Below are 20,193 nucleotides of genomic sequence, written 5' to 3' on the forward strand. Positions count from 1 at the left end.
TGTCGCCTCGTTGTTTAAGGTGTTCCCTCCAGCCTGCACGGCTCTTTTTCCTGCTTCAGGCCTTCTGCTGTGGCTATTCTTTACCATTTTGCAAAACTCTATTATCACTATTGCCACTTTTCAAAATGAAATGTGACTGACATCATGTTTCTATCTTGTTTGTCATTGTCGGTGCAGGTTTTGACCGGCTCAAAATTGAGGTAGTGATGAAAGTCAATTTTCCATTACTGGCCCTGGCTGTAGGGGCTTTTGGGATTGGTACCACTGAATTTTCACCTATGGGGCTGCTGCCTGTTATTGCTGAGGGTGTGCATGTATCCATTCCGGCCGCGGGGATGCTGATAAGCGCTTATGCTGTTGGAGTCATGATTGGTGCGCCACTGATGACCTTGCTGTTATCCCGGTATTCGCGGCGTAATGCTCTGGTTTTTTTGATGAGCATTTTTACGTTGGGTAATATGCTTTCTGCAGTTGCACCAGATTATGGCATGTTAATGTTCGCCCGCGTGGTAACCAGCCTGAACCATGGAGCATTTTTCGGATTGGGAGCTGTTGTTGCCGCAAGCGTTGTTCCTGCAAATAAACAAGCCAGTGCAGTTGCCACAATGTTTATGGGATTAACAATTGCTAATATCGGGGGAGTGCCAGCAGCAACCTGGCTTGGGCAATATATTGGCTGGCGTATGGCTTTTCTGGGAATAGGTGCATTAGGCCTGGTAGCCATGTTGAGCTTGTTCATGACAATTCCGGCAAATATCAAGGGCCACCGGCCTGATGTGGCAAAAGAGTTGAAAGTTCTTGTAAGGCCTCAGGTGCTGGCTGCACTGCTCACAACGGTATTGGGTGCTGGTGCGATGTTCACCCTCTACACTTACATTGCCCCTGTACTGGAAACTATCACGGGAGCCACTCCGGGATTTGTCACAGCAATGCTGGTTCTGGTAGGCATTGGTTTTTCTATTGGGAATTACTGGGGCGGTCGGTTAGCGGATAAATCGGTTACTGGCACACTTATTGGTTTCCTTGTGCTGCTGATTGTCAGTATGGCACTGGTACCCTGGGTGGGTAAAAGTCATGCCGGAGCCGCGTTAATGATGATGGTTTGGGGGGCTGCAACATTTGGTGTGGTTCCGCCTTTACAGATGCGAGTAATGCGTGTTGCCAGTGAAGCTCCGGGCCTTGCTTCATCGGTGAATATTGGGGCGTTTAACTTGGGAAATGCGTTGGGTGCAGCAGCTGGTGGTGGTGTGATAATGTCAGGGTTGGGCTACCAGGTAGTACCTGTTATGGGGGCTATAGTTGCTGCAGTCGGCTTATTGCTGGTGTTAATTAACCGCCAGGCTGATAACCGTGTTTGTGAAACAGCCGACTGATTTTTTCTTTTTTGCTGTAAAAAAAGCGAAGCCTCGGCTTCGCTTTTTGTTTTTACATTACTGCACTTATGCTGCGAGGTTTTTCGCAACAAATTCCCAGTTCACCAGAGCCCAGAAATGTTCCAGGTAGTTAGGGCGGGAGTTACGGTAGTCAATGTAATAGGCGTGTTCCCACACATCAACAGTCAGTAATGGAGTTGCACCAGCAGTCAGCGGTGTACCTGCATTAGAGGTAGAAACGATAGCCAGACTACCATCTGCTTGTTTAACCAGCCAGGTCCAGCCAGAGCCAAAGTTCTTAGCCGCTGCATCGTTAAATTTTGCTTTAAAATCAGCAAAGCTGCCAAAAGCGGCATTGATAGCATCAGCGATTGCACCGGTCGGTTCACCACCTGCATTTGGTGCCAGGCAGTTCCAGTAGAAAGTGTGGTTCCATACTTGAGCCGCGTTATTGAATACACCGCCTTCAGCAGAGCAGATGATCTCTTCAAGAGATTTGCCTTCGAACGGGGTACCTTTAACCAGGTTGTTCAGGTTGGTCACATAGGTTTGATGATGTTTACCGTAATGGTATTCCAGTGTTTCCACAGAAATGTGCGGTTCAAGCGCATCTTTTGCATACGGTAATGCAGGTAATTCAAATGACATTGCTTCACTCCTTGTTATTGTGTACTTAACAAAAATAACACATTTTATAAGGTTTTATATTACCAATATAAAACTAGAATAAAAAGAATGCGTTGCCCGCCAATACAGAAGCAGGCAAGATTTTATCGCAGGGTTTTGGATGTCATTACTCGGCGGGCACCTACATAGTGGCGCTGCCAGTAATCTTCACTCAGGGAGGTTATCTGGATGTCCTGCCCACTACGCGGAGACTGAATAAATTTTCCACCACCGATATAAACACCTACATGGTCGGCTGTTCCCCGGCCTTCAGTACGGAAGAACACTAAATCGCCACTTTGTAATTCGCCACGTTCAACCGGAGCCGCATCCCTCAGGTGGTACATTTCATTTGCGGTGCGCGGAATGTGGAATTTAACCAAGTCTTTGTAGGCATAATAGACCAAACCGCTGCAGTCAAACCCGGTGCGCGGGGAACTTCCCCCCCAATGGTAGGGCTTGCCAATCTGATTCATCAGGGTGGATATTGCCGCAGTTTTAGCACGTAACACTTTTTTGTGTGCGGCGGTTGCTAACGGACGTGTTGTTTTTACCTTTACACAATGTTTTTTATGGCCTTTGCGTGCCCGTGAACATTGCTCTGTCCACACCGTTTCCATTTGAACTTCATTGCGCACCAGGCGAGAAGACTTGCCTTGACGTACCGTGGCCTTAGTATGATTTTTAGCGGTGCGCGTAGTGTGTTTAGTGGTTTTTGTAACAGGCTTTTTGGCAGAAGCTGAAACACTGTGGGTTTTGCGGTTGGTAGATTTGGTGCTGTGGGTACTGGCTTTTTTGCTGGTGTGTTTGGGAATAACGTTGCTGTGTTGCGCCTTCTGCAAAGCTGAATGGCGGGTGTGTTCCGACGCCTGAGTTAAAGGCGTCCATGGCAAGGTTATTAGCAGTGCACAGAACGAAATAGAGAGTTTGCTTATCCGCGCCACTCGTCTGAGTCCCCTGAAAAAGCAGGCTGCATTGCCTGCCAGAAAATGATTAAACCAAAGGATTCTAATATAGATAACACAATAATGTTAATAATCTTTTTATATTGCCTTACGCTTTTGTGTTCGTACGCGAAAAAAATAACCAATGTGACGTTTATCTGACCAGTGTTTGACCTGGCGCAGGGTATTCTCTGTTTGATAAAACTGTTATCCTTAAGGCATGTTTAACGGTTTCGGTGTTGCGGGCCAGGTGAAACTACAGGCTAAGATTTTTCTGCCTGTTGGTTGCCACCAGCAATGCCTTTCTGCCGCTTTGAGGAAGTAAGACAATGAGCTCTACAATTGAAAAAATTCAGCGCCAGATAGCTGAAAACCCAATCCTGCTTTATATGAAAGGCTCCCCTAAATTACCGAGCTGTGGCTTTTCAGCACAGGCGGTACAGGCGTTATCTGCTTGTGGCGAGCGGTTTGCTTATGTCGATATTTTGCAAAACCCGGATATCCGTGCTGAGCTACCAAAATATGCTAACTGGCCGACTTTCCCGCAATTGTGGGTAGAAGGTGAACTGGTTGGCGGTTGCGATATCGTGATTGAAATGTACCAACGTGGTGAGCTGCAGTCGCTGATTAAAGAGGCGGCAGACCGCCATCGTGACGAAAGCCAGGGTGAGTAATTAATTACCCGCAAAGTAAAAAGGCGCCATGAGGCGCCTTTTTACTGCCCATAGCCAGAGAAATCTGGCCCGGGCCCGGGGAAAGTTATGCCTGTTCGCTCTCTGCTGTATCTTGCGGCAGCGCCACAGGCCAACCACCGAGTCGTTTCCAGCGGTTAACAATTTCACAAAACAGCAGTGCTGTTTGTTCAGTATCATATAAGGCGGAGTGGGCCTGAGCGTTATCAAACGCGATACCCGCAGTCTGACAGGCTTTAGCCAGCACTGTCTGGCCGAGCGCCAGGCCGCTCAGTGCGGCGGTATCAAAAGTACCAAATGGGTGAAACGGGTTGCGTTTGAGTGAGCTACGCTCTGCCGCAGCCATTAAAAAACTGTGATCAAAATTAGCATTGTGCGCCACGATAATAGCCCGTGAGCACCCCTGGTCTTTAATTCCCTTGCGTACCATTTTAAAAATGGCGTGCAGCGCTTCGTACTCTGTAACCGCACCGCGCAATGGGTTGTGAGGATCGATACCCGTGAATGCCAGTGCTTCCGGGTTAAGAATGGCACCTTCAAACGGTTCGACATGAAAATGCAGAGTCTGGTCAGTGGAAAGCCAGCCTTCTTCATCCATTTTTAACGTGACAGCGGCAATTTCCAGCAGTGCGTCGGTCTGTGCGTTAAAGCCAGCCGTTTCGACATCAATCACAACAGGATAAAAACCACGAAAGCGGTCATTCAGACCGTTTAGTTGAACATTTTCCGACATCAGCGTCTCATTATTGCGGTAAAAGCTGCGCGCATTATGGCAAATTTCAGGTGGGGATGCAGCAGGCGGGCATAAAAAGCCCGCCAGAGAGTGATTATGCGTTGCCCAGGCCTTTGCCTGCATCTTTGGCTTCAATCAACTCGATTTTGTAGCCATCAGGATCTTCGACAAAAGCGATAACCGTTGTGCCGCCTTTAACTGGACCCGCTTCACGGGTTACTTTCCCGCCATTCTGGCGAATGCGCTCACATGCCTGAGCTGCATCCTCTACGCTAATAGCGATATGGCCAAAAGCCGTACCCATTTCATAGCTGTCAACGCCCCAGTTCCAGGTCAGTTCGATAACAGCTTCATCGCTTTCCTGACCGTAGCCAACAAAAGCCAGGGAGTATTTATATTCAGGGTTCTCACTGGTACGCAGGAGCTTCATACCCAAAACTTCAGTATAAAACGCAATAGAGCGCTGGAGATCCCCGACGCGGAGCATAGTGTGGAGTAAGCGCATAATTTTCCTCATCCGTTAGTGTTTAATCAGTTAATGCTCAGGGAAACCAAGTATAGCGGCGAATCTGCGCCGCTATCAATGTAATGGATCAGAGAGTGGGATAATCGGTATACCCCTGAGCATCGCCACCGTAAAAAGTTTCAGGGTGTGGGGAATTGAGTGGGGCGTTATGCTTCAGGCGCGCCACCAGGTCTGGATTGGAAATATAACTGCGTCCAAAGGCGACAGCATCAATCAGGCCGCGTTCAATAAGCGCTTGTGCTTTCTCCAGAGTGTAAGCACCGGCACCAATGATAACGCCGCTGAAACGGTCACGTACCGCCTGACGGAACGTATCGCTGTAAGGTTCGCCACCTGCCCAGTCTGGTTCGGAGATGTGCAGGTAAGCCAGCCCGCGTTTATCCAGTTCTTCGATAAAATACAGTGCGGCTTCTTCCTGATCCTCACCATTATCCAGCCCATTAAACGGGCCCAGAGGTGAAATGCGGATACCAATACGGTCGGCTGACCAGGCTTCACAGGCTGCATCAACCACTTCAAGCGCCAGACGGGTACGGTTTTCGATACTGCCACCATACTGGTCTGTTCGCTGGTTAGATGCCGGAGACAGGAACTGATGCAGTAAATAACCATGGGCACTATGCAGCTCGATAAGATCAAACCCGGCTGTTTTGGCATTAACAACCGCCTGGCGAAAATCTGCCACTATTCCCGGAATCTCCTCTGTCGTTAGCGCGCGTGGTACAGAGGTGTCCACCCTTACTGCATGGCCGTTTTCATCCCGAAGCGAAGTACGTGTTTCGGCCCTGATAGCCGATGGTGCTACCGGCGCTTGACCATCAGGTTGCAGGGATGAATGGGAAATACGCCCTGTGTGCCACAGTTGAACAGCAATATGGCCGTTTTCCTGATGAACACTGTCAGTAATTTTATGCCAGGCTTCGATTTGTGCTTCGCTGTGAATACCTGGTGCACCTTCATAACCCCGGGCTTGTGGGGAAATGTTTGTCGCTTCTGAAATAATTAAGCCTGAAGACGCACGCTGGCGGTAATATTCAGCCATCAGCGCTGTAGGCACCTGGCCTGGTTCAATGCTGCGCAGGCGAGTAAGAGGGGCCATCAACACACGGTTAGGTAGGGTTACAGCACCTACTTGTAGTGGGGTAAACAATTTCTGTGTAGACATAAAACCTCTTTAGTAGACCGGTCGTCTTGTTAGGAAATAAAAAATCAGGCTGGAATATTAGCGAAGATCCGTTTTACATGGGCCAGAGCATTTTCCAGTGGGGCGGCAGACCTGCTGGTCTTCGCCTGCAAGTTTGCACCAAGCCAGAGTGAATAAATAACCTGTGCCAGACTATGACTCTCAGTATCAGGCATAAGGAAGCCTGACTGCTTAGCCTGTTCAATTGCTTTGGCAAGATGTTCGACTACCTTTCGGGAGCCCGCCTCCATGCTGGTACGCATTGATTCTGATAAATCGCACACTTCAGCAGAAAGTTTGACAGCCAGGCAGCCTGTAACATTTGTTTGTAACTGAAACTGTTCAACTGCATTCTCAAACCACCGTATTACCCGCATGTGTGGTGCATCGCCGCAGTCACAGCCAAAAAGCGTGGCAAGGCGGTCATCATATTGCGTGTAATAACGCTCCAGCATCGATACTCCGAATGCTTCTTTGGAGGGGAAATAGTGGTAGAAGGACCCTTTGGGCACGCCTGCAGTTTTCAGCAGTTCACTGAGCCCCATACCGGTGAAACCTTTTTGCAGGCACAATTGTTCACCTGTTATGAGGATATGTTCACGGGTATCGCGTTCAGGATTTTTCATCATAGGCGAAATGTAATAGACCGATTGGTCGCACGCAAGAGGCAGACCTTATCCTTGCGTGCGGTTTTTGCATTACTGGCGGCAGGAGGCGAGTAAATCCATGTTTTGCTGATAGACGTGGGTATGAATATCCATCATGCCAAGCAGTGTGGAGAAAAGATTATCCTGAGACACGTCATCATTTTTGCCCTTTTGCTGCAGGCAGCCGCGGTTAATATGGAATCCGCGAGTGTAGTTATCCGAAAGCCAGAATAACAATGGGATATGGGTTTGCTGAGCTGGTGCAATTAGCCATGGAGTGCCATGCAGGTAGATACCATTTTCACCCAGTGATTCACCGTGGTCAGATAAGTACATCAGTGCAGTATTCATGTTGGTGTGTTGCTTCAGCATGTCTATTGTGCGGCTGACAATACTGTCAGTATATAAAATCGAATTGTCATAAGTATTGATTAACGCTTCACGTGTACAGTCTTGTATCTGGTTGGTATCACAGGTTGGAGTAAAACGGCGCATATTTTGCGGATAGCGCTCATAATAGGCAGGCCCATGGCTTCCCATTAAATGCAAAACAATTACTGTATCATGCTGAATCCCATCAAGAATATTTGGCAGGCGATATAAGTCGGCATCATCCAGGCAAACATCATTGTGGCAAACCTCTTTCAAATTCCATTTCGTCATGTCGGTATGAGGTATACGATTACAGGCACCTTTGCAGCCACCGTCGTTTTCCCGCCATAACACATTAACCCCCGCGTGAGCCAGCACATCCATTAGCCCTTCTTTGTGATGTGCAAGGTCTGCATCGTACTGGCTTCGTGTCATTCCAGAAAACATACAAGGAACAGATACCGCTGTTTCCGTACCACATGATGTTGCATGATTGAACCAGATAATATCTCGCTTAGCAAGTTCCGGGTTGGTTTCGCGTTGATACCCACCCAGAGAATAATTTTGTGCGCGGGAGGCTTCGCCAAGAACCAAAATAACGACAGTTTTTTTACTCTGACTGCGAATCAAGTCGCCTTTAGTGGCATCTTCGCCTTGAGTAATCAACTGGCTGGTATCGCCCGCAAGTTGTTTATGGGCAAACTGAATAAAACCAGTGACATAGTTTGGCGGGGTCACCATTTTTACCACTTCTTTGTTGTTACGAAACAGTGACGCATAATCTTTGTACAACGTGCTGGCAGACAAAAGAATAACCATAATGGCGCTGATAACCATTAACCCGCGTAGTAAGAGCACGCCCCACCAACGTTCTTTGCGCACTTTAATGACAAAAAGCAAAGCAGCGGGAACAACTCCAGACAGAATCAGCCACACAAAGAGTTGTGGCGTTAACAGTGCCGTGACTTCCTGTGTATTGGTGTCAAAAATGTTTAACATCATGTCGCGGTCAATAACCGCACCAAATGTGAACATAAAATAATTGCTTGCTGCGCTGCCAATAAGCAGTAGCGCAATCAGCGGTTTTCGTATCCAGGGCAAGGCACAGAGGCTAAAAATAATTATCCAGGCTGCGAACAGAACCAAAGGAATACTCAGTGCAAACAGCACAGTATGGATGTTATTGGGGTGAATTATCTCCCAGCAACGAGCAATAAACAGGCTATTAATCAAAGTGAAAATGAGTGCGCTGAAAAGTGTAAACTGTGAATCGTTACACTGTAACTTTTTAAACATTATTTTATTCGAAGTCAGGGAATTGAACAGGTTGCTAATTTATCCCGCGAAGATTAGTAAAACCTTAATCCCCTGATTAATGGCCAATCAATTCATATAATACGCTGCCGTTACTCAGAATATGATATGAGTGTTTAACTTTACCCTTTATGCCCAGAGCCTGGATTACTGGAGCACTAAACTTGCACCACTCACGGATAACGTCTTCAATAACTGAATAGGGTCGATGAGGTTGAATTGTGGCTGAGCAGTTAGAGTTTTTTCCGGTTCCAAGCCCGTGCAGGGGAATTTGCCAGACCGACGATAAAGGTTATTGCCGCGGTTGCATGCGTAGCCGCGAGGAACGCTTTAACTGGCAAAAAATGACTGATGCGCAAAAGCAGGATGTTATCAGGCTTTGTCGGCAGCGCATGTTGCGTAAATTGCGTGCAGGAAAGCCGGCCCCCGATGATACAGACCAACAACCATCACTGTTTTAACCTTTCGGGCAAGCTATACTCGCCTGAATAATTTGTTAAAACAGGAACAGACTATGCAACGTTTAGCCATTGCTCCCCAGGGGCCGGAATTTTCACGTTTTATCATGGGGTACTGGCGGTTGATGAACTGGGGGATGTCGCCTCAGTCTCTGGTTACATTTATTGAGCAACACATTGAACTGGGTATTACCACAGTTGACCACGCAGATATATATGGTGATTATCAGTGTGAAGAGGCATTTGGTAAGGCTTTAAAAGTAGCGCCCTCGTTGCGCGAAAAACTGGAAATCGTCACCAAATGTGGTATTGCAACCCTGGCTCGGCCGGGTAATACGATTGGTCATTATATTACCGATAAACAGCATATTATCAGCAGCGCGGAAACTTCACTGCGCCACTTTGCTACAGACTACCTTGATTTACTCCTGATACACCGCCCGGACCCACTGATGGATGCAGATGAGGTCGCACAGGCTTTTCTTGATTTGCACCAGAGTGGAAAAGTGCGCCATTTTGGTGTTTCGAATTTTACCCCGGCCCAATTTGCATTGCTTCAGTCAAGGTTACCTTTTGCTCTTGCCACTAACCAGGTTGAAATTTCACCAGTACACCAACCTTTGTTACTTGATGGCACGCTTGATCAACTTCAACAGCTGCGTGTCCGGCCAATGGCGTGGTCGTGTTTGGGGGGCGGGCGGCTCTTTTCTTCACCCGAGAATGCAGCACTACGGGATATGCTGGGTAACGTTGCTGAGCAAACCGGGGCTCAGAGCCTTGAGCAGGTCGTTTATGCATGGATACTGGCGCTGCCATGCCAGGCATTACCGATTATAGGTTCAGGTAAAATTAACCGGGTGCGTGACGCAGTTGGCGCGCAGAACATTCAATTAACCCGCACACAATGGTTCAGTATCCGTAAAGCCGCTTTGGGTTACGATGTGCCTTGAATGAAAAATGGTTCAGAGTATTCGTGGGTAAAAAAAAGCCCGTCCTGAGGACGGGCAAACAATACTGGAAGCAATGTGAGCAATGTCGTACGGCACGATTGAGGTCGTTACTCGTCATGCCGTGGAAAATAAGTTAACAGTAATGATAATCATTATCAACCATGAATTGTGTAAGGTTGCGGCTTATGGTTGGGGATTTTGCTCAATAGCAGGAAGAACGGGCGCTAACTGTAACTGAGATAACGAGCAATACAACATCCAAATATGTGATGCCAGGTTGCGTGCATCTTCCCGGTGATGGCGTTCAAGCGTTGTGGTTAGCCTTATTAACGTTGCGAGTGCGTTGTCCAGGCTGCGGTGGTGAACCCCCCGGTCAGTCATTACGCCTTGTACTAAGTTAAGTGCAACGTCACGCACTTGTATCAGAGGATCTCCGGGTGTGCCCCAGGAACGCAGTTGCCACACGACGTGAGAACAATTAAGCAGTACCACCCCCCAACGTAGCAACCAGCGGCGGCTGGTTTCGTCTTTACTGTTATTCAACTGACTCACCAGGTGATACACCAACGACTCAAACATTGACTGTGTACGCGCAGGCCTGCGACTTAACTGGTCAATAAAAGCCCGGCGTAATGCACGAATATGACGACGGCTTTTCCGGTTATCAGAACCCGGCCTTAAGACAGAAAAAGCGACCCATGCCAGACCCACTCCCAGTATCTTAGCCAGATTCTGATTGAGAAATTCAGCAAAGTCATAAACAGGGGGGTTAGTGACGGCAATGAATGACCCCATAAAAACAATCAATTGCCCCCATAATCCGGCAAATTTGGGCTGCTGTTGCTTTACTAATTGCATTGTTAGTAATAAAGGGAACAGAAATAGCAAAAATTGCCATAACTGGGTTATCTGTACCATCAGGCCAAATTTCACCGCAAAACTGAATAAGGACAGGAGTAAAAGTGTGCGTAATAACAGGGTGAGGGAAAATAATGCTGTGGGGACGGTGGCATAAAGAACGCAACAAATAGCCGCCAGAGTTAGCGCTGAACCACCTTCATCCCACTGGCTGCCAATGCACCAGGCACTGGTGATGCTAATCACACTGAAAGTGCGCAGGGCAGCCCAGATAGATTCAAGCCAGTCAGTGTGGCGGGCGAGTGCCGGTGTCCTTGGTGCCGGACTTACCTTGTGGTCTTCAGGTAAAGTTAACTGCAGTAGTTCGTGGTGGCAGCGCTGCCACAATTGGCAATAATGAAACAGCCGTAACCAGACAGCACGGTGATGGTAATCAGCCTGTTCCGGAGGCCTCAGGTGGGCAAGGCTTCTGGCTATATCCAGTGCATTTGCTTGCGGTTTGCTTAACTGCGCCAGTAACTGTTCAATAGCGGGCCAGATATAGGCTGGCGCATCGGGCCAGTTGATCAGTAAACGACGAATGCCAGAAGTGACACTAATTGCCCGTAAATATTGGTGCAACAAATGATTAATTCGTGGGTTCTGATGACGGAAGCGGTAATGGCTCCAGAAGGCCTGTACCCGTAGCAGGTTAGTGGTGAGAATCTGGCTGATCATACGTTCGTGAGCAGTACGGATCTCATCAGTTGTTTCCTGGCGCCAGAGTAATTTTGCGTGCTCAAGTAACCGCTGGTGAAGGTTAGTGAGTGTATTAAGCAGAGTTGTGCCATCAGCTGTGCCCGGTAGCACCATCATCATAAACCCGCCGCATAAAATACCGACAATAACTTCACACACGCGTGATTGAGCTACATCCCAAAGTTCTGTGGTTGATACCGTGTTAAGTAGCGGAAACGCGATAATAGCGGCGGTATACCCTGCCAGTGAAAAGCTGTATGCGACATTGTATTGAAACTGGCTGGCAATCAGAGTGCATACTGCCAGCCACCCGGCCATTGCCCAGGTAAATAACCAGGGGTCATCAAGGGTATGCCCGGCAATATACAGTGCGGCAAATGCGCCCAGAAGGCTGCCCGCAATACGCCCCAAACTTTTGCTGATAACCCCACCCTGAGTGGGAAAACTGACAACCGCTGCTGATGTCATGGCCCAGTAGGGTTCATCCAGTTGCAACCCATAAGCTATTGAAAGCGCCAGACACATGGCAATGGCATTACGTAATGCATAACGCCATTGCCCTGGTGTGCCTTTAAGCCAGGGCAGGGAAGTGAACCAATGGCTGTTCAGTGTCATCGTTTTTTCGGCTCAATGGCAACAGTACAGGTGGTGCCGGACACCAGTGTTACCCCCTGAGGAATGGCGTTTAATACTATTCTGACGGGAATGCGTTGTGCCAAACGTACCCATGGCACGTTGGGTTTGATATCTGCAATCAGCCCTGAATCTGTTTCAACACTTTGGTCATAAATAGCTCGCCCGATACTGGCGACAGTTCCCTGAAGCGGGGTATCGTCGCTGTACAGAAGGATTCTGGCTGAGTCACCAGGTTTTATGTGACGGAGTTTAGTCTCTTCAAAGTAACCAACAACATAAAATGAGTGGCTTTCAACCAGCGCGAATATGGCAGTACCCGCAGTGGCGTAATCCCCGACACGGGTTGACAGGTTCGTTACCCAACCATCCTCAGGCGCACTGACAGTTGTCTGATTGATTTCCCAGTTTGCTTTGTCCAGCGCTGCCTGTGCCGCGTCAACCCCTGCCTGCGCAGTCTTAACGTTGATATTGGCATTATCCATTTCTTCGCCTGCAAGCAGGTTTGCAGGGAGACTATGGCGGCGCGCGGCTTCCCGTGTCGCTCTGGCCAGCGCAGCCTGCGCACTGGCCAGCCTGGCTGTGGCATCAAGTTTTGCAATCTGCCAGGGGGTATCGTCAAGCTTCAAGAGAACAGTACCAGCCTGAACAAACTGGTTGTCTTTAACATTCAGAGTGAGAATACGGCCTGAAACCTGGGGGGTGATGCCGATTTGTTCGGCCCTGATTTTGCCATCACGAGTCCAGGGTGATTGCATGTAGTAATTCCATACCATCCATCCGGCAACCAGAGCACAGGCAAAAATCATCAAACCGGAAAAATATTTAAGGGTCTTCAGGTTCATGTGATGTTATCCCAGTGCCAGCATTAACATACCGCTGCTAACACACAGGGCAAAAAGTGAAAGGTCCATAAGCGTGGGGTGCCAGATGTCGCCGGAATACATCCAGTCTCGCAATAATCTGTGAAGAATCAACCAAATAAAGAAACCGATAACAACGGCTTTAAACAGCGGTGGAAAATAGACCGACGAGCCGGCAATCAGGTCTCGGGAAGCGAGGCCAGATGAAAAGACAAAAAAATTCACAGGAATATCCCTTTAAACCATGCTGATGACTGCCATTCATTCCACAACTATGTAGAATAAAGTAACGATACTTGTTTAACTTCACTAAAACTAAGGGTTTGTATTGAATTATGGGCGTCTGCAAACTAGTCTGTAACAAGTATAATAACTTAGCAAGCTAATTATAAGGAGATGAAATTGGAATCACCACTCGGATCTGATCTTGCTCGTTTAGTGCGCGTCTGGCGTGCGCTGATTGATTTGCGCTTGAAGCCGCTTGAATTGACTCAAACCCACTGGGTTACGCTGCATAATATTCATCAGCTTCCACCAGAGCAGTCACAAATACAGTTGGCCAAAGCCATTGGCATAGAACAACCTTCACTGGTTCGTACTCTTGACCAGCTTGAGCAAAAGGGACTTATCTCTCGCCATACCTGTGCTAATGATCGCCGTGCCAAGCGTATTAAGCTCACGGATAAAGCACAACCGATTATTGAGCAAATGGAACTGGTAATTAGCCGTACTCGCGGTGAAATTTTAGGCGGAGTCAGCCAGCAGGAAATAGACATTTTGATTAGCCTTATTGGGCGGCTGGAGCGAAATATCCTTGATTTGCAAGCAAAAGAATAAATGATTGAACGGGGTAATAGCCAGAAGAGCGAAAAATAACCAAAATAAAACAGAATGATGATAAAGGCCATTAGCTGCAGAGATGTAATGTGCTGCAATTTGCTGTGGCCCAATAGTGTGATAGCACCCGAACGTTCGCTGATGATGTATATGCGTAAAGATAAGGAAAAGGGAAGTGTTTTCCTGCTATGGCAAAAGGCCGATACTGCGTTCGTTATTCCTCCTGCATTTATGCAATGATCTGTATCATACTCAATTGTAAATGAGAAAAGTGATACAGATCATTAGTTTGCGGTGGCCTTAACAGACCACCTTTTAGCATATTAGTTTGGCGAAACGGTAATTTGGCGGCCATTGGTAGCCATTTTCACACGCTGACCTGCAGAGAAACGGGTATCACCTTGTTTCTGAACAACCTGGATGGTATTCCCGTCATCCTTACGAATAACCAGTTCTACCCCCTGAGTTTTGTTCATGGCACCTTGAACGCTTTGGCCTGCTACGCCACCAGCAACGGCACCTGCGGCTGTAGCCAGAGAACGACCTGTACCACCGCCAACTGTATTACCCAAAAATCCGCCTAACACAGCGCCGCCAATTGCACCAATAACGTTGCTGTCGTCACCGCCCTGAATCTGAACCGGACGAACGGACACCAGGGTACCATAGGTCACGCTTTGTACTTGCTTAGCTTCAGACGCGCTGTATACATCCCCTGACAAGGTATCGTTGTTAACACAGCCCGCCAGCGTAAGCCCGACGAAAGAAATAACCAGCACACGTGAAATCATCTATGACTCTCCTTTTTCCTGGTAATGCCCAGAAAAGGCATCATCCTGGATAAATTATACGGTAATAAAGGCATGAATTTAATGCCGTCGCCAGGAAACATGCTCAAAATAATAAAAGTCCATATTTGAACCACACATCAACGTACTTCACCGAGGCAGAAAACCACGGAGATGAGTTGTTAGAAAATATTACGCATTCATGGCAATGCCCGGGGATATATGGTGCAATTGTTACAATAAAATAATGGCAAAGGATGGTATATGAGATCGGGGCGATACATTGGTGTAATGTCCGGTACCAGTCTGGATGGTGTGGATGTGGTGCTGGTGGCAATAGATCAGCATATGGTGGCACAGCAAGCCAGCATCACCCGGCCTATTCCTCTGGAACTGAAACAAGCCGTGTTAAATATTTGCCAGGGGCAGGCGTTAACGCTCTCTGCGTTGGGCCAGCTTGATTCACATCTTGGGCAGTTGTTCGCTGATGCAGTGCTCGAGCTAATGCACAATGAGGGTGTTCAGGCAAAAGACATTGTGGCGATTGGTTGCCACGGACAAACCGTGTGGCATGAGCCACTGGGCGATACCCCGCACACTCTTCAAATTGGTGACAATAATATTATTGCCGCCAGAACAGGTATTACTGTCGTTGGGGATTTCCGTCGCCGTGATATTGCTGTTGGCGGGCAAGGAGCACCGCTGGTACCTGCATTTCATGCCGCTTTGCTCTCCCATCCTGTTGAACGCCGCGTAGTGTTGAATGTGGGGGGGATTGCCAATATGACTATCCTGACGCCGGGTTCACCCGTTCGCGGCTATGATACAGGGCCGGGAAACATGTTAATGGATGCGTGGATTTGGCGTAACAAAGGTAAGCCTTTCGATAAAGATGCCGTATGGGCACGTAAAGGCCAGGTTGTAGTACCACTGCTACAACAAATGCAAAGTGACCCTTACTTTAGCCTGCCAGCGCCCAAAAGTACCGGGCGGGAATATTTTAACCTTGGCTGGCTGGAACGGCATTTAGCGGCTTTCCCTGTGTTGCCCGCGGAAGATATTCAGGCAACGTTACTTGAACTAACGGCCGCGTCTGTTGCTGAACAAATTCAGTTAAGCGGCGGTTGCGAGCGGCTGTTAGTTTGTGGTGGAGGTAGCCGCAACCCGCTATTGATGGCCCGGTTAGCGGTGCTATTGCCAGGGACTGAAGTGGGAACGACAGATAATGCAGGGATAAGTGGTGATGATATGGAGGCACTGGCGTTCGCCTGGCTTGCTGCACAAACCATGGCCGGGTTGCCAGGCAATATGCCTTCAGTGACTGGCGCACGGGAGGAAACTATCCTTGGTGCCATTTATCCGGCTAATAACAGGATAAATCAGAGTTAACTGACACGGATAGCTTGCTTACCAGGCTAGACTCAAACAAACGGAGTGATAGTGGCTCCGCTTGTTTGAGAATGGATAGCCTTATGAAAAAAAGCCTGCTGCTTCTCCCGCTCCTGCTGAGCGGCTGTACTACCTACCAGCATTTTATGGATGAAATTCACACCGATACACTTAACTACCAGTGTGACGAAAAACCCCTCACCGTTGACATAAACCAGGAAAATCAGTCTGCCAGTTTTGTGCTGGACAACACGGTGTTGCACTTGCAACAAGGTTTGTCCGCTTCGGGTGCTCGTTATACCGATGGCATTTATGTGTTCTGGTCTAAAGGTGATAAAGCAACAGTATACCGGCGGGATACCGTGGTTCTGCACAACTGCCAGTTAGTCAGTAACAAGGATTGAGATTTAGCGGTGTGGGGCGCAGAATAGACCAACCTGTTGATTTCTGAATACCTGCTATGTCTGATAATGAATCCTTACAGCAGATTGCCAGTCTGCGCCGTGAATACACTCGAGGCGGGTTACGTCGTAAAGACCTGACGGAAGACCCTTTAACCTTATTTGAACGCTGGCTTGGGCAGGCGTGTGATGCTCGCCTGGCAGACCCAACGGCAATGGTCGTCGCCACTGTAGATGAGAACCAGCAACCGTGGCAACGCATTGTTCTGCTCAAGCACTTCGATTCCCGAGGAATGGTGTTTTACACCAATTTGGGTAGCCGTAAAGCTGCTCAGTTGGAAAAAAATCCTCGCATCAGCTTACTATTCCCCTGGCATATGCTTGACCGCCAGGTTGCCGTTACTGGCAAAGCAGAGCGCCTGTCCACAGTGGATGTCATGAAGTATTTTCACAGCCGCCCGCGCGACAGCCAGATTGGTGCCTGGGTGTCACGGCAGTCTTCACGCATCAGTGCCCGCAATATCCTGGAAAGTAAATTTCTGGAGATAAAACAGAAGTTCCAGGCTGGAGAGATTCCGCTACCCAGTTTTTGGGGGGGATTCCGGGTGAGTATTGAGCAAATGGAATTCTGGCAAGGGGGCGAACACCGCCTGCATGACCGTTTTTTATACCAGCGCGATGCGGATACCTGGAAAATTGACCGCCTGGCACCTTAATCACCGGAAATAGTCACGTTAGCGCTGGCGCAATGCAGGCCGGCGCTTTATTCTATTGCCTCCCTGACTTTTAATAATGTCTTCGCCAACGCGCGAACAGACTTGTGTACCGGTTAAGGTGCAATCGTATAAAACATGGAGAATTTGATGGCAAGCAGCAACTTGATTAAACAATTGCAAGAGCGTGGGCTTATTGCTCAGGTGACGGATGCAGACGCGCTGGTGGAACGACTGGCGCAGGGGCCAATCGCACTCTATTGCGGCTTTGATCCGACCGCCGACAGCTTGCATTTGGGCCATCTGGTTCCATTGTTGTGCCTGAAACGTTTTCAGGAAGCGGGCCACAAACCTGTTGCACTGGTTGGTGGTGCGACCGGGCTTATCGGTGACCCAAGTTTTAAAGCAACTGAACGTAAGCTCAACACGACTGAAACCGTTCAGGAGTGGGTGGATAAAATTCGCCGCCAGGTAGCGCCATTCCTTGATTTCGATTGTGGCGATAACGCAGCGATTGCCGCAAATAACTACGACTGGTTTGGCAGCATGAATGTGCTGACCTTCTTGCGTGACATCGGCAAACACTTCTCTGTTAACCAAATGATCAACAAAGAAGCGGTAAAACAGCGCCTTAACCGTGACGATGTTGGTATTTCATTTACTGAATTCTCCTATAATCTGCTGCAAGGCTATGATTTTGCCTGCCTGAATGATTTGCATGGTGTTGAACTGCAGATTGGTGGTTCTGACCAGTGGGGGAACATTACATCAGGTATTGATTTAACCCGTCGCCTTCACCAGAAACAAGTGTTTGGCCTGACTGTACCGCTGATTACTAAAGCCGACGGTACCAAGTTTGGTAAAACAGAAGGTGGTGCAGTATGGCTTGATCCGAAGAAAACCAGCCCTTATAAGTTCTACCAATTCTGGATCAATACCGCCGATGCCGATGTTTACCGTTTCCTGAAATTCTTCACCTTCATGAGCCTTGAAGAAATCAACGCGTTGGAAGAAGAAGACAAAAACAGTGGTACTGCACCGCGTGCACAGTATGTCCTGGCAGAGCAGGTGACTCGTCTGGTACATGGCGAAGAAGGGTTAGCTGCTGCAAAACGTATTACTGAAAGCCTGTTTAATGGCCACCTGGAAGACCTCACCGAAAATGATTTCGCGCAGTTGGCGCAAGATGGTGTGCCTATGGTTGAACTGGATAAAGGCGCAGATCTCCAGCAAGCTCTGGTAGACAGTGAGCTGCAGCCTTCCCGCGGCCAGGCGCGTAAAACTATTGCCTCCAATGCAGTTTCTGTTAATGGGCAAAAACAGAGCGATGCTGAATACAGTTTCTCTGATGCAGACTACCTGTTTGGCCGTTACACACTGTTACGCCGTGGTAAGAAAAACTACTGCCTCGTTTGCTGGAAATAATTAATAATCGAAAGGCGTGGAAAACCACGCCTTTATTTTTTTGTTTGAACAACACTCACAACACTCATCACCAGGTTAGTCATGAAAAATATCCTCGCTATACAATCGCACGTGGTTTTCGGCCACGCGGGGAACAGTGCGGCTGAATTTCCGATGCGGCGTCTTGGCGCCAACGTCTGGCCGCTTAATACCGTTCAGTTTTCCAATCATACGCAATATGGCAAATGGACTGGCATTGTTATGACGCCGTCTCATTTGACTGATATTGTGCAAGGCATTGCGGATATTGGCGAATTAACGCGTTGTGATGCTGTATTGAGCGGCTACCTGGGTTCCGCAGAGCAAGGCCAACACATTTTACGTATTGTTGAACAGGTTAAGCAGGCCAACCCCTCAGCTCGTTACTTTTGCGACCCAGTTATGGGCCACCCGGAAAAAGGCTGCATTGTGGCACCGGGGGTGGCTGAATTTCATGCCCGTTGTGCATTACCTGCAGCAGATATCATTGCCCCGAATCTGCTTGAACTGGAAATTCTCAGCGGGCACCCAGTGAATAGTGTGGCAGAAGCTGTCGAGACTGCACGTGAACTGATTGCTAAAGGGCCGGAGATTGTTCTGGTCAAACACCTGGCTCGTGCTGGGTATAACCACGATAGCTTTGAAATGTTGCTGGTAACCCGTGATGCTGCATGGCATATCAGCCGTCCGTTGGTTGATTTTGGTGCGCGCCAGCCTGTGGGCGTGGGCGATGTAACCAGTGGTTTACTGTTGGTGAAATTGCTGCAGGGTGCCACCGTTCAGGAAGCGTTGGAGCATGTGACTGCCGCGGTGTATGCCATTATGCAAACCACCAAGAAGATGGGTGAGTATGAACTGCAAGTTGTTGCTGCTCAGGACGAAATAGCCCGCCCTGAACAGTGGTTTGACAGTAAGCCGCTTTAATAATTGCCTGCCACTAACGTGCTTCTGCGTTGGTACGGCTCCAGGGATGGAGCTGTTATTTGAGACCTTCCGCTTTCAGTGCCGCCATAACCGCAGGGCGGGCATGCATCCTTTCCATAAACGCATTGATATGTTCGAATTGGCTCATATCGAGTGACAACGCGTATCCCCAGTTGAGCACCGTAAATAAATAAGCATCGGCCACACTAAAACGTTGCCCCATTAACCAGTGCTTATTACTGAGCGCATCATTGACCAGACTCATTTTTTTCAGCAGTTTGCTTGTACAACTCGCTTTCCAGGACTCTGGTGTTTCAGCAGAGAACAGGGGAGTGAAGCCTTTGTGCAACTCAGTGGCAATAAAATTCAGCCAGGAAAGCGCCTGATAACGGGACAGCGTGCCAACGGGGGGGAGGAGCTGGCGGTCTGGTACCTGGTCGGCAATATATTGGACAATCACCGCACCTTCTGTCAGCAATGTTTCGTTATCCAACAACAGAGCGGGAACTTGTCCGGTTGGGTTGATAGACCAGAAATCTTCACCACTTTCTGTGGTTTTATCCTGTAAATCCACCCGTGACAGAGTGAAATCAAGGCCGCTCTCACGCAAAACAATATGTGGTGACAAAGAACATGCGCCTGCTTTATAAAACAATTTCATCGGTAAGGCTCCTTGTGTAACAGCCAGGTATGGGATTGCTTAGAAGGATGGTAGTTGGCAAGGAAGAGAAAGAAAAGCAGAATGAAA

Annotated in this window: 22 protein-coding genes; 10 read left to right on the plus strand and 12 right to left on the minus strand. The window is 48.5% G+C overall.

Annotated elements, in window-relative coordinates; all coding sequences use genetic code 11:
- Nucleotides 1-206 precede the first annotated feature (206 nt).
- Nucleotides 207-1,373: an MFS transporter gene (locus tag LC084_RS05725; RefSeq protein ID WP_226570108.1), complete on the plus strand. Its 1,167-nt coding sequence runs from the start codon at nt 207-209 to the stop codon at nt 1,371-1,373.
- A gap of 66 nt (nt 1,374-1,439) precedes the next feature.
- On the opposite strand, the gene sodB is transcribed toward LC084_RS05725, so the two are convergent.
- Both sodB and LC084_RS05735 read right to left on the minus strand, forming a co-directional pair.
- Nucleotides 1,440-2,021 carry a superoxide dismutase [Fe] gene (sodB, locus tag LC084_RS05730; RefSeq protein WP_226570110.1) on the minus strand — a complete coding sequence of 194 codons (582 nt, stop codon included), beginning with the start codon at nt 2,019-2,021 and terminating at the stop codon, nt 1,440-1,442.
- Nucleotides 2,022-2,143: 122 nt separating this feature from the next.
- Entirely contained in the window at nt 2,144-2,983 is an 840-nt protein-coding gene (locus LC084_RS05735) for a C40 family peptidase (RefSeq protein WP_226570112.1), read from the minus strand.
- Nucleotides 2,984-3,312: 329 nt separating this feature from the next.
- Between LC084_RS05735 and LC084_RS05740 the strand changes: the two genes are divergently transcribed.
- Complete coding sequence (locus tag LC084_RS05740) at nt 3,313-3,657, plus strand: Grx4 family monothiol glutaredoxin (protein WP_226570114.1); 345 nt, start codon at nt 3,313-3,315, stop codon at nt 3,655-3,657.
- 85 nt (nt 3,658-3,742) lie between these two features.
- Here LC084_RS05740 and rnt read toward each other — a convergent pair whose 3' ends face one another.
- From rnt to eptA, 5 genes are all read right to left on the minus strand, one after another.
- Complete coding sequence (gene rnt / locus LC084_RS05745) at nt 3,743-4,408, minus strand: ribonuclease T (RefSeq protein WP_226570115.1); 666 nt, start codon at nt 4,406-4,408, stop codon at nt 3,743-3,745.
- Nucleotides 4,409-4,502: 94 nt separating this feature from the next.
- Nucleotides 4,503-4,913: a lactoylglutathione lyase gene (gene gloA / locus LC084_RS05750; protein WP_226570117.1), complete on the minus strand. Its 411-nt coding sequence runs from the start codon at nt 4,911-4,913 to the stop codon at nt 4,503-4,505.
- A gap of 88 nt (nt 4,914-5,001) precedes the next feature.
- Entirely contained in the window at nt 5,002-6,099 is a 1,098-nt protein-coding gene (gene nemA / locus LC084_RS05755; RefSeq protein WP_226570119.1) for an alkene reductase, read from the minus strand.
- 44 nt (nt 6,100-6,143) lie between these two features.
- Nucleotides 6,144-6,746, minus strand: coding sequence for a TetR/AcrR family transcriptional regulator (locus tag LC084_RS05760; protein ID WP_226570121.1), 603 nt, complete (start codon nt 6,744-6,746; stop codon nt 6,144-6,146).
- Between the two features lie 69 nt (nt 6,747-6,815).
- The gene (gene eptA, locus LC084_RS05765) at nt 6,816-8,432 is read right to left on the minus strand and encodes a phosphoethanolamine transferase EptA (RefSeq protein WP_226570123.1); all 1,617 of its coding nucleotides are present in this window, start codon (nt 8,430-8,432) and stop codon (nt 6,816-6,818) included.
- 236 nt (nt 8,433-8,668) lie between these two features.
- On the opposite strand from eptA, the gene LC084_RS05770 reads away from it, so the two are divergent.
- Nucleotides 8,669-8,911 (plus strand): DUF1289 domain-containing protein, encoded by a 243-nt coding sequence (locus tag LC084_RS05770; protein ID WP_226571146.1) that lies wholly within the window; start codon nt 8,669-8,671, stop codon nt 8,909-8,911.
- A gap of 53 nt (nt 8,912-8,964) precedes the next feature.
- Nucleotides 8,965-9,858 (plus strand): aldo/keto reductase, encoded by an 894-nt coding sequence (locus tag LC084_RS05775; protein ID WP_226570125.1) that lies wholly within the window; start codon nt 8,965-8,967, stop codon nt 9,856-9,858.
- 183 nt (nt 9,859-10,041) lie between these two features.
- Here the strand turns inward: LC084_RS05775 and LC084_RS05780 are convergent, their stop codons facing one another.
- Genes LC084_RS05780 through LC084_RS05790 form a run of 3 tightly spaced genes read right to left on the minus strand, consistent with a single transcriptional unit; the run spans nt 10,042 to nt 13,175 of the window.
- Entirely contained in the window at nt 10,042-12,069 is a 2,028-nt protein-coding gene (locus LC084_RS05780; protein WP_226570127.1) for an FUSC family protein, read from the minus strand.
- Complete coding sequence (locus tag LC084_RS05785; RefSeq protein ID WP_226570129.1) at nt 12,066-12,932, minus strand: efflux RND transporter periplasmic adaptor subunit; 867 nt, start codon at nt 12,930-12,932, stop codon at nt 12,066-12,068. The genes LC084_RS05780 and LC084_RS05785 overlap by 4 nt, the downstream gene beginning before the upstream one ends.
- A 6-nt stretch (nt 12,933-12,938) precedes the next feature.
- The gene (locus LC084_RS05790) at nt 12,939-13,175 is read right to left on the minus strand and encodes a DUF1656 domain-containing protein (RefSeq protein ID WP_226570131.1); all 237 of its coding nucleotides are present in this window, start codon (nt 13,173-13,175) and stop codon (nt 12,939-12,941) included.
- Between the two features lie 177 nt (nt 13,176-13,352).
- On the opposite strand from LC084_RS05790, the gene slyA reads away from it, so the two are divergent.
- Nucleotides 13,353-13,787, plus strand: a complete 435-nt coding sequence (gene slyA, locus LC084_RS05795; RefSeq protein ID WP_226570133.1) for a transcriptional regulator SlyA — start codon at nt 13,353-13,355, stop codon at nt 13,785-13,787.
- A 323-nt stretch (nt 13,788-14,110) separates the two neighbouring features.
- Here slyA and slyB read toward each other — a convergent pair whose 3' ends face one another.
- Nucleotides 14,111-14,578, minus strand: coding sequence for an outer membrane lipoprotein SlyB (slyB, locus tag LC084_RS05800; RefSeq protein ID WP_036108663.1), 468 nt, complete (start codon nt 14,576-14,578; stop codon nt 14,111-14,113).
- 261 nt (nt 14,579-14,839) lie between these two features.
- Between slyB and anmK the strand changes: the two genes are divergently transcribed.
- From anmK to pdxY, 5 genes are all read left to right on the plus strand, one after another.
- Entirely contained in the window at nt 14,840-15,964 is a 1,125-nt protein-coding gene (gene anmK / locus LC084_RS05805; RefSeq protein WP_226570135.1) for an anhydro-N-acetylmuramic acid kinase, read from the plus strand.
- Between the two features lie 83 nt (nt 15,965-16,047).
- Complete coding sequence (locus tag LC084_RS05810; protein WP_226570137.1) at nt 16,048-16,368, plus strand: MliC family protein; 321 nt, start codon at nt 16,048-16,050, stop codon at nt 16,366-16,368.
- Nucleotides 16,369-16,424: 56 nt separating this feature from the next.
- The gene (gene pdxH / locus LC084_RS05815; RefSeq protein WP_226570148.1) at nt 16,425-17,081 is read left to right on the plus strand and encodes a pyridoxamine 5'-phosphate oxidase; all 657 of its coding nucleotides are present in this window, start codon (nt 16,425-16,427) and stop codon (nt 17,079-17,081) included.
- A gap of 147 nt (nt 17,082-17,228) precedes the next feature.
- Nucleotides 17,229-18,503 carry a tyrosine--tRNA ligase gene (tyrS, locus tag LC084_RS05820; RefSeq protein ID WP_226570150.1) on the plus strand — a complete coding sequence of 425 codons (1,275 nt, stop codon included), beginning with the start codon at nt 17,229-17,231 and terminating at the stop codon, nt 18,501-18,503.
- A gap of 81 nt (nt 18,504-18,584) precedes the next feature.
- On the plus strand, nt 18,585-19,445 hold the full coding sequence (gene pdxY, locus LC084_RS05825) for a pyridoxal kinase PdxY (protein ID WP_226570152.1): 861 nt from the start codon (nt 18,585-18,587) through the stop codon (nt 19,443-19,445).
- 55 nt (nt 19,446-19,500) lie between these two features.
- Here pdxY and gstA read toward each other — a convergent pair whose 3' ends face one another.
- Complete coding sequence (gene gstA / locus LC084_RS05830) at nt 19,501-20,106, minus strand: glutathione transferase GstA (protein ID WP_226570153.1); 606 nt, start codon at nt 20,104-20,106, stop codon at nt 19,501-19,503.
- Nucleotides 20,107-20,193: the final 87 nt, after the last annotated feature.

The sequence above is a fragment of the Mangrovibacter yixingensis genome (assembly GCF_020523985.1).
GTDB classification, from domain to species: Bacteria; Pseudomonadota; Gammaproteobacteria; order Enterobacterales; family Enterobacteriaceae; genus Mangrovibacter; species Mangrovibacter yixingensis.

What these genes read in the sequence shown, in the direction of transcription:
- tyrS (WP_226570150.1), top strand. Translation starts at nt 17,229, where the DNA reads ATGGCAAGCAGCAACTTGATTAAACAATTGCAAGAGCGTGGGCTTATT.
- LC084_RS05760 (WP_226570121.1), bottom strand. Translation starts at nt 6,746, where the DNA reads ATGATGAAAAATCCTGAACGCGATACCCGTGAACATATCCTCATAACA.
- rnt (WP_226570115.1), bottom strand. Translation starts at nt 4,408, where the DNA reads ATGTCGGAAAATGTTCAACTAAACGGTCTGAATGACCGCTTTCGTGGT.
- eptA (WP_226570123.1), bottom strand. Translation starts at nt 8,432, where the DNA reads ATGTTTAAAAAGTTACAGTGTAACGATTCACAGTTTACACTTTTCAGC.
- LC084_RS05785 (WP_226570129.1), bottom strand. Translation starts at nt 12,932, where the DNA reads ATGAACCTGAAGACCCTTAAATATTTTTCCGGTTTGATGATTTTTGCC.
- gstA (WP_226570153.1), bottom strand. Translation starts at nt 20,106, where the DNA reads ATGAAATTGTTTTATAAAGCAGGCGCATGTTCTTTGTCACCACATATT.
- slyB (WP_036108663.1), bottom strand. Translation starts at nt 14,578, where the DNA reads ATGATTTCACGTGTGCTGGTTATTTCTTTCGTCGGGCTTACGCTGGCG.
- LC084_RS05740 (WP_226570114.1), top strand. Translation starts at nt 3,313, where the DNA reads ATGAGCTCTACAATTGAAAAAATTCAGCGCCAGATAGCTGAAAACCCA.
- anmK (WP_226570135.1), top strand. Translation starts at nt 14,840, where the DNA reads ATGAGATCGGGGCGATACATTGGTGTAATGTCCGGTACCAGTCTGGAT.
- LC084_RS05775 (WP_226570125.1), top strand. Translation starts at nt 8,965, where the DNA reads ATGCAACGTTTAGCCATTGCTCCCCAGGGGCCGGAATTTTCACGTTTT.
- LC084_RS05780 (WP_226570127.1), bottom strand. Translation starts at nt 12,069, where the DNA reads ATGACACTGAACAGCCATTGGTTCACTTCCCTGCCCTGGCTTAAAGGC.
- LC084_RS05810 (WP_226570137.1), top strand. Translation starts at nt 16,048, where the DNA reads ATGAAAAAAAGCCTGCTGCTTCTCCCGCTCCTGCTGAGCGGCTGTACT.
- gloA (WP_226570117.1), bottom strand. Translation starts at nt 4,913, where the DNA reads ATGCGCTTACTCCACACTATGCTCCGCGTCGGGGATCTCCAGCGCTCT.
- nemA (WP_226570119.1), bottom strand. Translation starts at nt 6,099, where the DNA reads ATGTCTACACAGAAATTGTTTACCCCACTACAAGTAGGTGCTGTAACC.
- pdxY (WP_226570152.1), top strand. Translation starts at nt 18,585, where the DNA reads ATGAAAAATATCCTCGCTATACAATCGCACGTGGTTTTCGGCCACGCG.
- LC084_RS05725 (WP_226570108.1), top strand. Translation starts at nt 207, where the DNA reads ATGAAAGTCAATTTTCCATTACTGGCCCTGGCTGTAGGGGCTTTTGGG.
- sodB (WP_226570110.1), bottom strand. Translation starts at nt 2,021, where the DNA reads ATGTCATTTGAATTACCTGCATTACCGTATGCAAAAGATGCGCTTGAA.
- pdxH (WP_226570148.1), top strand. Translation starts at nt 16,425, where the DNA reads ATGTCTGATAATGAATCCTTACAGCAGATTGCCAGTCTGCGCCGTGAA.